The organism is Sulfurospirillum sp. SCADC (genome assembly GCF_000743525.1).
Lineage (GTDB): Bacteria > Campylobacterota > Campylobacteria > Campylobacterales > Sulfurospirillaceae > Sulfurospirillum.
In genome coordinates, this window is sequence record NZ_JQGK01000021.1 from 23,827 (window position 1) to 39,097 (window position 15,271).

15 protein-coding genes are annotated in these 15,271 nt (G+C 39.8%); 4 read left to right on the forward strand and 11 right to left on the reverse strand.

Translation table 11 applies throughout. The features are described from left to right. Window positions 1-45: 45 nt before the first annotated feature. The 9 genes from JU57_RS12470 to JU57_RS12510 form a co-directional block, all read right to left on the reverse strand. The gene (locus tag JU57_RS12470) at window positions 46-1,419 is read right to left on the reverse strand and encodes a GTP-binding protein (protein ID WP_037961718.1); all 1,374 of its coding nucleotides are present in this window, start codon (window positions 1,417-1,419) and stop codon (window positions 46-48) included. 156 nt (window positions 1,420-1,575) lie between these two features. Beyond that, window positions 1,576-2,454 (reverse strand): sulfate adenylyltransferase subunit CysD, encoded by an 879-nt coding sequence (gene cysD, locus JU57_RS12475; RefSeq protein ID WP_037961720.1) that lies wholly within the window; start codon window positions 2,452-2,454, stop codon window positions 1,576-1,578. Window positions 2,455-2,458: 4 nt separating this feature from the next. After that, on the reverse strand, window positions 2,459-3,154 hold the full coding sequence (locus JU57_RS12480; protein WP_037961722.1) for a phosphoadenylyl-sulfate reductase: 696 nt from the start codon (window positions 3,152-3,154) through the stop codon (window positions 2,459-2,461). After that, a complete protein-coding gene (locus JU57_RS12485) occupies window positions 3,151-3,378 on the reverse strand; it encodes a DUF2061 domain-containing protein (protein ID WP_037961727.1) in 228 nt (75 codons plus the stop codon). The genes JU57_RS12480 and JU57_RS12485 overlap by 4 nt, the downstream gene beginning before the upstream one ends. 304 nt (window positions 3,379-3,682) lie before the next feature. Then, entirely contained in the window at window positions 3,683-4,825 is a 1,143-nt protein-coding gene (locus JU57_RS12490) for a HAMP domain-containing sensor histidine kinase (RefSeq protein ID WP_051906869.1), read from the reverse strand. A 13-nt stretch (window positions 4,826-4,838) separates the two neighbouring features. Next, the gene (locus tag JU57_RS12495) at window positions 4,839-5,501 is read right to left on the reverse strand and encodes a response regulator transcription factor (RefSeq protein WP_037961776.1); all 663 of its coding nucleotides are present in this window, start codon (window positions 5,499-5,501) and stop codon (window positions 4,839-4,841) included. 160 nt (window positions 5,502-5,661) lie between these two features. Next, on the reverse strand, window positions 5,662-6,192 hold the full coding sequence (locus JU57_RS12500; RefSeq protein WP_037961731.1) for a PIN domain-containing protein: 531 nt from the start codon (window positions 6,190-6,192) through the stop codon (window positions 5,662-5,664). Further along, on the reverse strand, window positions 6,185-6,538 hold the full coding sequence (locus tag JU57_RS12505) for an STAS-like domain-containing protein (protein ID WP_037961733.1): 354 nt from the start codon (window positions 6,536-6,538) through the stop codon (window positions 6,185-6,187). The genes JU57_RS12500 and JU57_RS12505 overlap by 8 nt, the downstream gene beginning before the upstream one ends. Continuing rightward, a complete protein-coding gene (locus JU57_RS12510; protein ID WP_037961736.1) occupies window positions 6,525-7,451 on the reverse strand; it encodes a hypothetical protein in 927 nt (308 codons plus the stop codon). Before JU57_RS12510 ends, JU57_RS12505 begins: the two co-directional genes overlap by 14 nt. A 173-nt stretch (window positions 7,452-7,624) precedes the next feature. Between JU57_RS12510 and JU57_RS13835 the strand changes: the two genes are divergently transcribed. The 4 genes from JU57_RS13835 to JU57_RS12530 are packed head-to-tail and all read left to right on the forward strand — an operon-like array spanning window position 7,625 to window position 13,252. Further along, window positions 7,625-8,011 (forward strand): FixH family protein, encoded by a 387-nt coding sequence (locus JU57_RS13835; protein WP_051906871.1) that lies wholly within the window; start codon window positions 7,625-7,627, stop codon window positions 8,009-8,011. Then, window positions 8,011-9,195: a TolC family protein gene (locus JU57_RS12520; RefSeq protein ID WP_037961743.1), complete on the forward strand. Its 1,185-nt coding sequence runs from the start codon at window positions 8,011-8,013 to the stop codon at window positions 9,193-9,195. Before JU57_RS13835 ends, JU57_RS12520 begins: the two co-directional genes overlap by 1 nt. Further along, window positions 9,192-10,178, forward strand: coding sequence for an efflux RND transporter periplasmic adaptor subunit (locus tag JU57_RS12525; RefSeq protein ID WP_037961745.1), 987 nt, complete (start codon window positions 9,192-9,194; stop codon window positions 10,176-10,178). The genes JU57_RS12520 and JU57_RS12525 overlap by 4 nt, the downstream gene beginning before the upstream one ends. Then, window positions 10,175-13,252: a CusA/CzcA family heavy metal efflux RND transporter gene (locus JU57_RS12530; protein WP_037961748.1), complete on the forward strand. Its 3,078-nt coding sequence runs from the start codon at window positions 10,175-10,177 to the stop codon at window positions 13,250-13,252. Before JU57_RS12525 ends, JU57_RS12530 begins: the two co-directional genes overlap by 4 nt. Window positions 13,253-13,306: 54 nt before the next feature. Here JU57_RS12530 and JU57_RS12535 read toward each other — a convergent pair whose 3' ends face one another. Next, window positions 13,307-15,019 (reverse strand): AIPR family protein, encoded by a 1,713-nt coding sequence (locus tag JU57_RS12535; protein ID WP_037961751.1) that lies wholly within the window; start codon window positions 15,017-15,019, stop codon window positions 13,307-13,309. 82 nt (window positions 15,020-15,101) lie between these two features. Continuing rightward, the gene (locus JU57_RS14160) at window positions 15,102-15,248 is read right to left on the reverse strand and encodes a hypothetical protein (RefSeq protein ID WP_294877372.1); all 147 of its coding nucleotides are present in this window, start codon (window positions 15,246-15,248) and stop codon (window positions 15,102-15,104) included. Between the last annotated feature and the right edge of the window lie 23 nt (window positions 15,249-15,271).

A 15,271-nucleotide genomic window follows, 5' to 3' on the forward strand; every position in this document is an offset into this window, starting at 1 on the left:
GCTAGCCGCTATGGCGCTAAAGCTTGCCTCAAAGAGGCAGAAATTTTAGGTAAATTGATGGGGAAAATGTTTACGAAGAAGCGCAAAAAGCTCCTCTTCAAACTCTGCACTGGTACTGGCTTTGTCGACCAAAATATCATTTACATGTAAAGCTTTTGTGCGACGTGTGGTGTACTGATCTAACACCTCAGTGATGATGCCTCCGCCTGCGATGTCGTACTCATCAACGATGACAAAACGACCGAGTTTTTGGTTCTCAGCAAAAAGCTCCATCGCCAAAAGATCGTGTACTCTAAAGATGACACACGCTGCTTCATGGCGTCCTACACTTGGCTCATCGGCGCGATCTAGCGTATCGCCATCGATCACGCGTTTGATCTCTTCAAGATAGATCGTGCTTTGCGCCGAACCGATTTTGATTTTGTACGGTTTATCGAGTTCCAACGGCTTTGCGCCCAACCAAAAGAGGTTCGCCTCAAAACGGTTACTCACCTTTGGGGCACTTTGGTCTGCACGAGCAACCACGTCACCGTTTCGCACGTAAATTTGTGTTTCGAGCGTAAAACCAACAGCAACGCTTTCTTTGACACTCGTTTTGACTTCAGTGTTAAAGCTCTCGATGCTTGCAACACGCGAACGTTTGAGTGAAGGGTAAAAGACCACTTCATCGCCCACATTTAGCTCACCACTCGTAACGGTTCCTGCGTAAATACGACGGTCATCGTTGTCACGGGTAAATTTGTACACATCTTGTAATGGCATTCTAAAGTCATCGTTCTCTTTCTCTTCCACGCTTTTGAAACTGTCTAAAATTTCTAAAACCGTTGGTCCTTGATACCAAGGTGTTGAGGCAGAATGCTCTATGAGGTTCACGCCCTCTCTTGCACTGATTGGGATAAAAATATCACTTTTAATGCCCAATGTCGCCAAGTATTCGCTGTATTCCACTTTCAGTTTGGTAAACGCGATTTCACTAAAATTCACCAAGTCCATTTTATTGACCACAATCGCCACTTGTTTGATGCCCAAAAGGGAGAGCAACATGCCATGACGTTTGGAGTTTTCCGCCACACCCTCTTTTGCGTCAATGAGAAGCAAAGCCGCCTCCGCACGAGACGCTCCACTGATCATATTTTTTAAAAATTCGATGTGACCAGGTGCGTCGATGATGATGTACTCTCGTTTTTTACTTTGGAAAAAGACGCGCGCACTGTCTATGGTAATGCCTTGTTTCTGCTCATCGGCAAGTGCGTCAAGCAAGAAAGCATACTCAAACGGACGTGCATTATTTTCACACATTTTTTTCACGCTCTCTAGTTTTCCTTGTGGCAATGAGTCGGTGTCGGCAAGCAGACGCCCGATGAGCGTACTCTTACCATGATCGACGTGCCCTGTGATGACAATATTGAGGCGTTGCATCGTTTTTATTCTCTCTTTACAATCTTGAAATTTTTATAACTTTAACACGCTTTTAAAGCAAAGCTCTAAAAGCTACGCTAACGCTGAGTTTACCTCGGCGGTAAGTCCACGCACCTTGGGTGCTTTTTTCTTTTGCATGTATGCAAAAGAAATCCATTACATATATCCTTCTTTTCTGAGTGCCTCTAACGTTCCGCCGCCATCTTTATCTTGGGCGCGACCTGATCGTTCTGCGATGTCTTTAAACTTACCACTGGTCAGCTCTTCAATGATCTCTTTTGGATTACGAGCCTGTGAATCGACAGGTGCCGTACACGGAAAACACCCTAAAGAACGGTAGCGTTTACCATTGCCTTGGTCAAAGTAAAGCGAGATAATAGGAATGTTTTCTCTCTGTATATACTCCCAAATATTGAGCTCCGTCCACTCCAAAAGCGGGTGAATACGCACATGTGTTCTGGGTGCAAAATCGGTTTTGTACTGGTTCCACAGTTCTGGCGGTTGGGTGCTCGCATCCCATTCGCTCTTCTCATCACGTGCTGAGAAGACGCGCTCTTTGGAGCGGCTTCCCTCTTCATCCGCTCTAACACCCACGATAACGCCTGTATAAGGAGCTCCGTTTAACTCATCTTCCCATACTTTTTTGTAAGGGTTCCATTTGCGTCTCGCCCATGTACCATCTAACGTGTACTTGAGTGCGTCGCTTTTGAGCTTTTTACAACAACTAAGTCTGTCCAACCCATTCACAAAGGTTTCACCCTTGGCAAGGGCTTCTTTATTTTGTCCTACGACGAGGTTTAAATCCCATTGTACAGCGATTTCATCGCGGTATTTGATCATCTCAGGTATTTTAAACGCCGTGTCGATGTGTACCAACGGATAGGGCACATGCCCAAAAAATGCTTTTCGTGTCAGCCACAACAGTACGGTGCTATCTTTACCGATGCTCCAAAGCATGGCAAGGTTTGGGAAGCTTCGATACGCTTCTCGCAAAATATAGATACTCTGAGCTTCGAGTCGGTCTAAATGATCCATAAATTCAGTCCTTTTTATGCAGATGCAATCCGCACTCTTTATGTTCTGGGTTCTCCCACCACCATCTGCCCGCTCTGATGTCTTCGCCTTCTTTAATGGCGCGTGTACAGGGCTTGCAGCCGATGCTTTTAAAGCCTTTAGCGTACAAAGCGCTTTTTGGGATGGCAAAATCAGTCATATAACGCTCCACGTCCTCGTCGCTAAAATGGGTGAGAGGGTTGAACTTTAAAAGCTTGAAATTTTCATCAAACTCCATGAGCTTTGTATCGCTTCTCGTGATAGACTGTGCGATGCGAATACCGCTGATCCAGCCATGGTACCCCTTTAATGCCTGTGCTAAAGGGATGAGTTTGCGTACATGACAACACTCTTTGCGTAAATCAATATTGTCAAAAATGCCGAATTCTCCGACTTTTTCTTCCAAGTCTTTGATCTGTTCATCGCTTGCGCTAAAGCGTTTGATGGTAAGCCCAAAAAAGGCTTCAATCTCTTTTTCATAGGCTAAAGATTCATCAAAAAGTTTGTGCGTCTCAAGCGTAAACACATCAAAATCAATGCCCGCTTTTTGAGCAAGAGAGATGTTGATGGCATCTTCACTTTGATGGCTAAATGCCAACGTGACATTAAGCACTTTGGCTCCGACAAGTTCTTGCAGGGTGTTGATCGCTTCTGCGACCTTAATTTCGTATGTTTGGCTCATATTTGATACTCTGGTTCTGTTTTTTGGCGACCAAAATCGATCTTATTCCACGCTCTTTCATGAAAATAGTATAACAATGTTTTGGTGATAAGCTCAAATGCTCCGATAGAGACGGCGGCAAGTGGGCTTCCCGTGACGATAAAACTGATCAACATGGTGTCAACCGTTCCGAGTGTTCTCCATGAGATCGCTTTAGCGATGCTACGTTTTTTGTGCTCTACCATGTTGCCTCCTTTAAATAGACTTCTTTCATAACCTATTAAAATAAGAGTATTGAGACATAGCACATCACTTTTTAAAACTAAAAACATCGCCATAGCTTCGGCTATGACTCAATTTTGAGTTTCAAAAATTAACGCACTCTGTTCAAACTCTTTATATTTCAAAAGTTATGAAAGAAGTCTATGTTTTTTAGAATAATAGCATTTTAGTAAGGTATTGTCAAGTAAACTTATTAAAATACTCAAGTATAAAATAGGAGACCTGTTTTTTCGAGTAAGATTTCTTTAAAAAGACGAAAAAAAGAAATTAAAAATAGATGCTAAAGGTAGAGCTTTCGCCTTCGATGGAGCTAATTTCAAGCCTAAAATTATTCGTCTTGCAGATGGTATTCACGATGTCCAAACCGATACCAAAGCCTCCTTTATCGCTATTGGCGCGTTTATAGCGTTTGGTGATGTCGCCTAGTTTGGAGCTTTCAATGCCGATGCCACTGTCTTTGACACTCAGCTTTTCAAGCTCAAGTGTGACGTCGATGCTCCCTTCAAAACGGTTGTATTTGATGGCGTTGGAAAGCAGGTTGTCGATAAGTTTGATGAGGCTCTCTTCGTTTACATGTAACATTTTTTCGCTCAGATTTAGGCTTAAGTCGATCTGTTTACTCGCCATTAAATCCGCAAAATATTCGACCCTCTCCTCGATGAGTTTTTTCACATCGACATCGCTTTTGTCCTCATTTTGTTTGTCGTGCAAAAGCATGTAACTGAGGTTTCCATACAAGGTTGCGATGCGTTTGGCACTCAGTTCGATGCGTTTGAGCTTCTTTTCATCCACATTTTTGAGCGTTCCGATGCTCATCAAAATCGCCGTAATCGGCGTGTTGAGCTCATGCGTTGAGTCTTTGATGAAAGTGTCGAGATGGTTGATCTCTTCTTGAATGGGTTTGAGGAATTGCTTAGCTAGGACGTAACCCAAAACGGTGGCAAAAGAGAGGCTGAGGAGAAAGTAGAGCAGCACTTGCGAGCGAAGAAGGTTGATGGCGTTGGAGATATGCGCGTATTTGAGCACGATGGTGTGAATGCCCAAATGTTCTTGACTGCTCTCATCGCGCGCGTAAAAACTGTCATTGGCAAGGTAAAACGTTTTGGTAAAATCCACAGGTTCCGAAAAGCTTACATGTAAAGGCGCATTGCCCTCTCCAAAGAGTCCAAGTTGATACGCTTCTTCTAAGCCAAAACATTGCTCAGCAGGCTTTTCCGCGAGGCATTTTTGCAGCGTGTCATCTTCCATCATGTGCGCCGTGACGATTTTGTGAGCAATGGAAGAGGCGGTGGCGCGCATTTTTAAAGCATAGTTTTCGTGCAGATTTTTGATCTCAATGGTGTAAAACATCCACGCGAGCAAGCAGATAAACGCATAAATGGAGCCAAGATAGATGAGTAAAAACCTCAAAAGCGAGCGTTTTTCATAGGCACTTAAAGCGATATCCCACTCCTTTGATATTTTCGATCAAGTTCTCTAGCCCGTAACTGCGCAGGTTTTTGATGTAGGTACGCACCGTCGCATGGGTCGGCACTTCATCAAACCGCCACACCTCTTCGATGATCCCTTCAAAACTGACCATGCGGTTTTGATGAGAGATAAAATACTCCAAAAGCTGTGCCTCTTTTTTGCGAAGTTTGTACGACGTCTCAGAGGTAACTATCTGATAATTTTGCGGATCGTAATGAATGGTTTGAGCCAGTTTCAAAAGCGCATTGTCTTCGATGTGGTGCAACTTTTTCGTCCGCTCGATGCGCACCAAAAGCTCTTCAAGTTCAAACGGTTTTTTGAGGTAATCCTCCGCTCCCAACGCAAACCCTTTTTTCACATCGCTGATTTGGTCGAGTGACGTAATGAAGATGACAGGCGTAGAAATGTTGGCACTTTTGAGCGTTTTCAACAACTCAAAACCGCTCAAACTTGGAACGTTGATGTCCAAAACCAAGATGTCAAACTTGTCCTCAAAAATGGCATCAAGCGCTTCTTTACCATCGAAAAAGAGTTTTACATGTAAACCATGTTCGACTAAAAACTCTTCGATAATTTCGCTAAGAATGGGGTCGTCTTCTAGGAGTAGGATTTTCATAAAGGCATTATACATGAAATCTATATAAGGTGTTTTTGAAACTGTTTGTAGAGCGAACTCCAGTCGCTTCATAAGTTAAATTTTGAGGGATAAGTGGCTAGAAATAGCCACTTTTAGATTTTATATGTAAAGGTTTTAGAATCTGTATTAGAGTTGGATACTAATGTGCTAAGTACCATGTAATATCAATGCCTAAATTTTTGAAGTCGTTATCATCACTTAATAATTTAAAATTCTTTTTTTGTACTGTATCGGCAATAATTAAGTCATTGAAATCACTTTGGTTATGTTTTGAAAGCATTTCGATAAAATTAAATTGTGCAAAATCATCATTAACATGATTTGCAAATTGAAGAAATTTTTTCATTTCTTTGAGCACAATTTCAAGAGTCCTTTTATATTGTGGGCTAGGTCTATAGTCTCGTTTAAAATTCTTTTTTCCATCTATATTAAAATTACGGTCAAAATCAAGGCGCATACATCTATTAATAAATTCAGAAATAACCGTAGCATTAATATAAAGTTTACAATGCTTTTCAACCAGTTTTTCAAAAATTGCTGAATATTTTTCAACTTGATATTGTTTAGAACTTACAAATGAAGGAGAAAACAAAAAAATTAAAATATTTGTATCAATAAATACCTGATCTTGTGCATTAATTTTATAAATTAGTGGTGCGTTATCAGTCATTTAGAATATCCATTTGAATTTTTTCACTTCTTGTTATGTCTTTATAATGGCTTTTTGCTGTTGGGATCACTTTCTCTTTTAATAATTGTAAATCATCGCTGTCAATTTTTATGTATTCAATTGCATTATCTAATATTTCCCAATTACTAAATTTTTCATATAGTTTACCTATACTTTCATTTAGAAAGTGAGAAATAAGAATATCAATATCTTCAAAAGATAGTTGTACCTTTTGAACTTTTTCTTGTTTTAATAAATTGTATAAAACTAAAAAAAGTTTTTGTCCATCTTCTGTAGACATTGCTATATTTTTTGAAATAACATCTTTTACACTAACTGTTTGCATTTTTATGTTCCTCCTGCAAAAAATAGTATTGATTACTTTGAGTGTTGAGTTCAATGCTTATTAAAGTTCCTTCAAATGAGCTTTCTAGTGTTTTAGATACTTCAATACCATCTTTGATAGAATAATACCCATCATTAGATATAATTTCAATACTCCCTTCACTAATTTTTATAAAATCCATTAAAAGACTAAGTCCTAATCCACCTTTTCCTGTTGTTGAATGTGTATCTTGCAAAGCCCATTGAATTGCTTCATCTCCACGCAGTGATTGAAATTTTTTGCCGAAAAGCTTCTCTGTGGTAGATCGGTTTTTAATAAATTGTTTGAAAAGGTAACGATTGACATTGGTTTTAATTGTAACACCATTGTCAACGATAGTAAAATTAAATTTTTCGTTACTTGGATAAAATTGTCCAGAACAAAAAAGACCTAGAGCACTTTCGCTATGTCGAAAAACATTTGAAAATAATTCAAGAATTTTTTGTAAAATCTTATTGAGTAGTTTTGGAGATAAATTAGCAACTTTCCCTGTGAATTGTTGAATAAAGTATTGATGAAATTCTTGTAATTGTAAATCATAATTTGCTAAAGGAATATTTGTATATCTAATCATAGTTTTGAAAGTGTCTTTTGCGTCTTGTTCTTTCATGAAAGCAGACAAAAAGCCTATTTTTCTCATGGATATTAAAACGGTCTGTCTCCTTGGCAGAATAAGTTGTATTTGTATATCACGATTTTTGACTATTTCAAGTCCCATACCAATAATTGAGAGATAATGATTACGAACGAAAGAAGCATTTTCAAAATCTATCCGTAGTATTGCATTTGTAGCAATATTTATAATTTGTTCAAAATAATCTATTGCTTCAAACAGAGAATTAACTTTATTGATTGGGACAGTCATAACTTTCATGTGTTACTACTTTAAATTATTAAATTTAATCAATTGATTTTAACAGAGATAGAGTTAAATCGTTCTTTAATGTATATCATTGTTTTTACATGTAAATTTCTAGCACAACCCGCTCCACAAATATTCCACACACGCCCTCTATACTTTCCTTATAACTTTACAAGGAGTGCGTGATGAAGAAGATTTTAGGGATGTTTTTAGCGGTGGCGTTGAGCCTCGGCGGTTTGTATGCGGCAGAGGCGCTTTCTAAAAAAGGTATGGCTGGGCCATTAGAAGTGGAGTACAGCACGCTAAAGCCTGTCTCTCAGGGCATGAATCTCATTAAAGTCAAAGTTATGGAGGGTGCAAAAGAGGTTAAAGATGCCAAAGTAAGCATCATCGCTTCTATGCCAGCGATGCCTGGAATGCACGCGATGGAAGAAAAAGTCGATGCAAAATACACCAATGGCGCTTATGAAGCCAATGTTGTTTTTTCGATGAACGGAACATGGCAGATCAGCATCGTGGTCGAAACGAGTGACGGCAAAAAACAACGTTTAAAATCAAGCGTAAACCTCTAATGAAACGCGTCATTTTCATGCTCGTAGCCCTTTCGGGCTACGCTTTGGCGCAAAGCGAATTGACCTCTTTAGCGTATGAGCATAACTATGAGTTAAAGGCACTCGAAGAAGAGGTTAAAGCGCTTGAAAAAGAGGTTGATCTAAGCAAGATTTGGGAAAACCCTATGCTCTCTGTTGGGGTCAACGACATCTTTTTAAATGAACCTCTTACTCGAAATAAAGAGATGCAAAATGAGGCGATTTCGCTTTCTCAAACAATTCCAACAGGTGGAAAACTGGACATCAAAGAGTCGATTGCTCTGCAAGATTTGGCGATTAAAAAGCTGGAACTTAAAACTAAAAAGCTCGAAATGCAGCGTGAAATCGGCGTTTTGGAGCAAAGTTACATCCGCATCAACCAAGACCTTGCTTTAGTCACCAAGTATGAAAAAGTGCTGGAAGACCTTAAAAATGCCCATCTTGCATACAATACCACGAGCGCGCATTATGTCGATACATTGAACAATACGATTTTACAAAAAAATCTAGCCATCGAGAAAAAAACACTGCTTCGTGACAAAGCTTCCATAGAGCGAAAATTGGAGAGCATTATCGTAGCGCAAGTGCCAGAGATGAGCGCAAAAGAGGGGTTATTACTTTACACACTCAGTGATGAAGAGAAGCTTTTGGAAAAATCACCCAAGCTTCAAGTCCAAAACATGCAAAGCAACAAAGAGTTGTTGAACTTGCGTTATGAAAAAGCGAACAAAACGCCCGATGTAACGGTAAGTTTGGGGTACAACCGAAGACAAGGCAGAGATGATTATGCTTTTTTAGGCGTTTCCGTACCACTTCCGATTTACGGCAAAGAAAATGCCTCCATCCAAAAAGCCACACTCACCCATGCCGCGTCTCTTCAGAGTGTGCAGTCGGTGCATAAAAGCTTACTCTTTGAGCTAAGAGATGAGCTTTTAAACAAAGAGCTTCAGTACGACAAAATCTCGCTTGCAAAAGAAGTTTTATATGAAAATGAGAAGATGTACGAAGTGCTTCAAAGCACGGCTCTTAGCCAAAATGACGCGCTTTTAAGCCTCTTAAATGTACTCACAGGAATGATTGAAGCGCAAAAACAGATTAACGCAAATACCTTCGCGTATAACGAGTCTATCATCAAAATCTACACCCTTTTAGGAGTCGAGCTATGAAAGTCACCTATCTCATTTTAACAGCACTTTTACTTTTAAGTGCTCAACTTGACGCCAAGCAGATTTTCAATGTCAAAACCATCGAAGTAAAAAAAGTGTTAGAGGGTTCGGCTAAAGAGTTTTACGGCTACACCAAAGCGAATGAAGAGAGTGTCAAAGAGGTAAGCTTGCGTTATGACGCGTTTATCGAGCAACTGTATGTCAACAAAAACTTTTTACATGTAAACAAAGGCGAGCCGCTTGCGAAGCTCTATTCGCAAGAGATTTACACCGCGGAGTTGGAACTTTTAAACGCTGGACGCATCAAAAGTGAGAGCATGGTGCAAAGCATCACCCAAAAGCTCAAACTCTTAGGGGTCGATGAAAAGACCATCCAGAAAATCATCGCCGATAAAAATGTGCCTGAAAACATCACCATCGTTTCGCCGTACAGTGGCATCGTAACGGCAAAATCGGTCAATCAAGGTGCATTCGTTCCCAAAGGCACCAAACTCTACGAGATTAGTGACTACACAAACTTATGGCTCATCGTCAAAGTGTATGAAAAAGACCTTGATTTTGTTAAAACTGCCCAAACTGCCGACATCTTTTTTGATATGAGCGCAAAGACCTATCATGCCAAAATTGATTTTATCTACCCTAAAGTTGATCCGCAAACGAAAAGTGTGGATGTGCGTTTGGTGATCGAGAATAAAGACCTTGAAATTTATGAAAATGCGTTTGCCAAAGCGAGATTTGGAACAGCCAAGCGTGAGTATTTGAGCTTACCAAAAAGTGCGGTGATGACCAAAGGTGCGAAGACGAGTGTCTTTGTCAAAGGCGAATTTGAGGGCGAGTATGAGCCACGCGAGGTCGAAGCAAAACGTCTGAACAACGACACCTTTGAAATCATCAAAGGCTTAAAAGAGGGCGATGTGGTTGTCTCAAATGCACTCTTTATGTTTGATGCCGATGCCCAAAATAACGCAGGGGTAATGAAATGATCGAGAGTATCATTGAAAAAAGCGTCAAAAACAAGGCGCTTCTTCTTTTAACTTTGCTTATTGCCGCTTTTCTCTCATTTTGGGCGATTCGGCAGACGCCACTGGATGCTTTGCCAGACCTCACGCCACCGCAAGTCATCGTCAATGTGAAGTACTTGGGGCAATCACCAAAGATCATCCAAGATCAGCTCGTTTATGAGTTAACCAATGCGTTGCTCTCGGTTGCTAAGACCAAAACCGTGCGCGCGTTTACGTCGTATGAAAATGCTATCGTTTACATCATCTTTGAAGATGGCACCGATCTCTACTGGGCGCGAGACAGGGTCAATGAAGTCATCCAAAATGTCTCTAAAAATGCTCCTAAAAATGCGACCATCAAGCTAGGACCCGATGCAACGGGCATTGGTTGGGCATTTGAGTATGCGCTCACCTCTAAAAACAGAAGTTTAGATGAGCTTCGAAGCATTCAAGACTATCTTTACCGCTACGCACTTTTAGGCGTTGAAGGGGTAAGTGAAGTGGCGAGTGTGGGCGGTTTTGTGAAAGACTATGAAGTCACACTTCGCGCGGATGCACTCTACAAATACGACCTAAGTATCGACGATCTTATGAACGCACTTTCCAAAAATAACAGTGATTTGGGTGGGCGAGTGGTGCTTGAAAATGGCTTTGAGCAGATCATCCAAGCTAGAGGTTTTGCCGCCTCTTTGGAAGACCTTTCGCACATTACCATTAAAACGGTCAATGGCATTCCGCTCAAGCTTTCTGACATCGCCGATGTGCGTGTGGTTCCCACGTATCGCAGTGGTTTGGCTGAGCTAAACGGCGAGGGCGAAGTGGTCGGTGGTGTGGTTGTTGTGCGCCACAAAGAGAACGCGTACAAGGTCATCCAAGCGGTTAAAGAGAAGCTAGAATCTTTACATGTAAACGATGTGGAAGTGGTGACAACCTACGATAGAAGCGATCTCATCACCAAAGCGATCAACAACCTAAAACGAGCTCTCCTAGAAGAGAGCATTGTTGTTTTGGCGGTGGTTATGCTCTTTTTACTGCATTTTAGAAGCGCATTGGTCGTTATCACTGTTCTACCGCTCACCATTGCTATGACATTTTTGGCGATGAAGCTTTTTGGGCTGGAGTCAAACATCATGAGTTTAGGCGGCATTGCCATTGCCATTGGTGCGATGGTTGATGCGTGTATCGTGATGATCGAAAATGTGCATAAAAAGCTTTCACACGGCGAGATTAAAAGCGAAGAAGAGCGCAAAGCCATCATCATCGCTTCCTCCAAACAAGTCGGTCGCCCGATCTTTTTTGCCCTTTTGCTGATCGTGGTTAGTTTCTTGCCTATCTTTGCACTCAGCGGTCAAGAAGGAGCGCTCTTTAAGCCGTTGGCGTACACCAAAACCTTCGCGATGCTCATCGGTGCGGTGCTTTCCATTACATTGGTTCCGCTTTTGATGCTCTTTTTTGTCAAAGGCAAAATCCTTGAAGAACATAAAAATCCACTCAATAACTTTTTCATCTGGCTTTATGCACCGCTTTTACGACTGCATATGCGTTTTTGGTACATCGCTATGGTTGCGTTCATCGGCTTTTTGGTGCTGGGGTATCACACGTTTACCAAACAGCGTTGGGAGTTTATGCCACCTCTGAATGAGCAGACGTTTATGTACATGCCTGTCACGCCGTTTGGCATCAACACCCCGATGGCAAAAGAGTACGCGCAAAAGAGCAATGAGGTCATCAAAAGCTTCCCCGAAGTGTTGAGTACCTTCGCCAAAGCAGGGCGAGCGGAGAGTGCAACAGACCCCGCACCTCTATCGATGATCGAGACCATCATACAGCTCAAACCCAAAGAGCAGTGGAGAGAGGGCATGACGTACGAGAAGCTTCGAGACGAGATGAACGAACAGCTTCAAATGTTGGGGCTCACGAACTCATGGACATACCCAATTCGCGGGCGCATCGACATGCTCATAACAGGCATTCGCACACCGCTTGGCATCAAACTCTACGGTGACAATGACCAAGCGCTAGAAGATAGCGCCAATAAAATCGCGAGTGTGCTTTCAAACTATGAGGGAACTAAAAGCATTTTTGCGGACAAAGCAAACAGCGGTTACTACCTCAATATGACGTTAAAGCCAGAAAATATCGCCTCTTATGGTCTCACGAAAGAAGAGATACTTAATTTTGTGGACAACGCCATCGGTGGCTCAAAAGTGAGCACCTTTTACCAAGGCATCGAGCGTTATGCGATCACGCTGAGACTCGAAGAAGAGAGTCGAAAAGACTTAAATGCCATTGCGGAGCTTCCCATCAAAACGGCGTATGGTTTCCAACGTTTAGGGCATTTTGTGGAACTGGGTTACGACGTGGGTGCGAGTGAACTCAAGTCTGAGATGGGCAAGAAAGTCAACTACATCTACATTACGCTCAAAGAGGGTTTTTCGTCTAAAACCTATAAAGAAGAAGCCAACAAAATCCTGAAAGAGAGTGTCGAACTTCCCACAGGCTTTTACATCGGTTGGGCAGGGGAGAGCGAGTACCTAGAGAGTGCCATGGAGCGTTTGCAGTTCATTCTTCCGCTCACGCTTTTGGTGACGTTTGTGCTGATTTATCTTGGACTCGGTTCGTTTAAAAATGCGCTTTTGGTCTTTTTGACCTTGCCACTTGCTGCGGTGGGTGGGTTTTTGTATGTGGACTACTTGAATTTTAACCTCTCTATCGCCGTTATCGTGGGTTTTTTAGCACTCATTGGCATCGCGGTGGAAACGGCGATTGTGATGATTATCTATCTTGAGGAAGCCCTCACAAGCGTCAAGCATAAAACCAAAGAGGCGGTACAAGAAGCTATCTTTGAAGGTGCCGTTTTAAGAGTTCGCCCTAAACTCATGACCGTTTTTGCCATCCTTGGAGGGCTATTGCCTATCATGTGGTTAAACGGTGTCGGAAGCGAAGTCATGCAACGCATCGCCGCTCCGATGATCGGTGGCGTGGTGAGTTCGGCTATCTTGACGCTTTTGGTGATTCCTGTTTTGTATTATCGGATGCAAAAAATTGAGGAGTGAGAAGCTAATAGGAATAAAGGTTGTTGGTAAGCCTTATTCCTATCCTATACAAATCTAAGAAATCGAATTGTGCGTAAAAATCGAATTACTATTTTCTACTAAATCGAGTTTGTTGTTTAAATCATATCTTGATTTGGATGATTTAAAATAACCATTATGAGAATAGGTAAGAGACTTATTTTCAAAAAGCTGTTTTTCTGTCTCTGTAATTTCTTTGATGGCCTGACAAACTTTGTCATAACTGTTTTGAAAATCCTCATTAAGTTTATATAAGCCGTATGAAATCAGCTCATCTGCATAATTTACAAAATCATTTACTGGTGTTTTTTCATTTCTTTTATCTACAACAAATTTATATATTTTATATGCTGCTAAAAGTTGCTTATATATAAGGGAATCTTTTTCACCATTAAATAATTTATGCAGTTTATGGTTTTTATCAATAGTAGAATCATATATTTCTTCTAGTATTTTGGATTTAGAATTTTTTGCAACTTCTGGCATTTCATAAAATGTTGCATACCAAAATTTGAGCACCATATCACTGTGAATTGATTCATTTAGATTTTTACTAAAATTGTTTTCAAAAGTATCACCTCTTTTTGCAAGGTAACCGATTTGGTTCAATTCAAAAAGTGTCTTTGTGTATGTATTAAAATCTCTATTACTAATTTTATCTCTAAAATTTATTGGAGACTGGGTATTTGTAGCGTCTGTTATTTTGTCTATAATTTCTGGATCACTTGTCTCATATAATCTTATAAGCACATATATTTCATCTAACTTTGTTCTATCTTGTTGATAAATATCATAAATAACATTTGTTGTTTGTAAACCATTAACGATAACGGGATTTTTTGTTTCAATTGGATAATAACCAGCTTGCATTTCTCTTGGTATTTTCATTTGTTCTGATATGATTGTAATACCATTATTTAGAAAAGGGAAGTATTCAGCAAAATCACTTTCTATTGTATCTTTTATATTTTTATTTGTTTTATTGTATTTTAAAAAGCCTCTAATATTATCACTAAAAACAGTATCTATACGCTTGTTAATACTTTTTTCTTCATCTAGTAACTTGCACAATTCTAAAGCTCTAAGCCTAAAATTTATAGCTTTAATATTTTGAATTTGAAATGATATTATAGCTTGTGGGTCATGTTTTAAAGAAATATTTGATTTTTCTGCCATAAAACTAAATTTAACATCTTTTCGCTTTTTATTCTCAGATACCAAATTATCTATCTTGTCATAAAGGTCATCAATATCATATATTTTTAAATTTTCATTTTCATCAAGATGTCTTGTAATGAGATCATCATGTTGTTTCTCTTTTTCTCCACCAAAAATAAAATAGAGTTTTGTATCAACTATTTTTCCAGAAGAAACTATATCTTTATATTTTACAAGGGCTGCATTCACTTTTGTGTTTAATGGTAAATTTGTACTGTTATCGTAAACAAAAATATTTCTGTAGTCATTGACAAATTTAGATAAAACATTATCACCTAAACTTTTGCCATGTTTTATCTGAAATATATGCATGGTACATTCGTTTTCATCTTCATCAATATAAATACCATCCATACCACCATCATGGCTTCCTGTGCCGTTTTCTATTGTACTAATATTTTGCATTACTTCGTCAAAACTTTGATCTAAAAATGCAGATATGCAAAGTATTTCAAATGCTAAATCTTCAGATAGCTCAAACTTGATTTTTATTCTATCAATGTATCCACCAATAAACAATTCTTTATTCATGAAACTAGCCTTTTTAGTAATCAAATATTAGAAAATAGTATAGCATAATATGCTATTTATCTTGGAATAGATAGGACTCTCATCAAGCCGATATTTTGACATTGTACTTTGCCATAATCTCTTTAGCTTGTTGTTGCAAAGGCTTAGATGTAGGTTTATAGCCTTCTATACTTTGGGAAATTGAAACAACTTTTTTGATTGTTTCTTTGGAAATTTTAGGTGCTTTCATCGCAGCACTTCTGCGTTACTAAT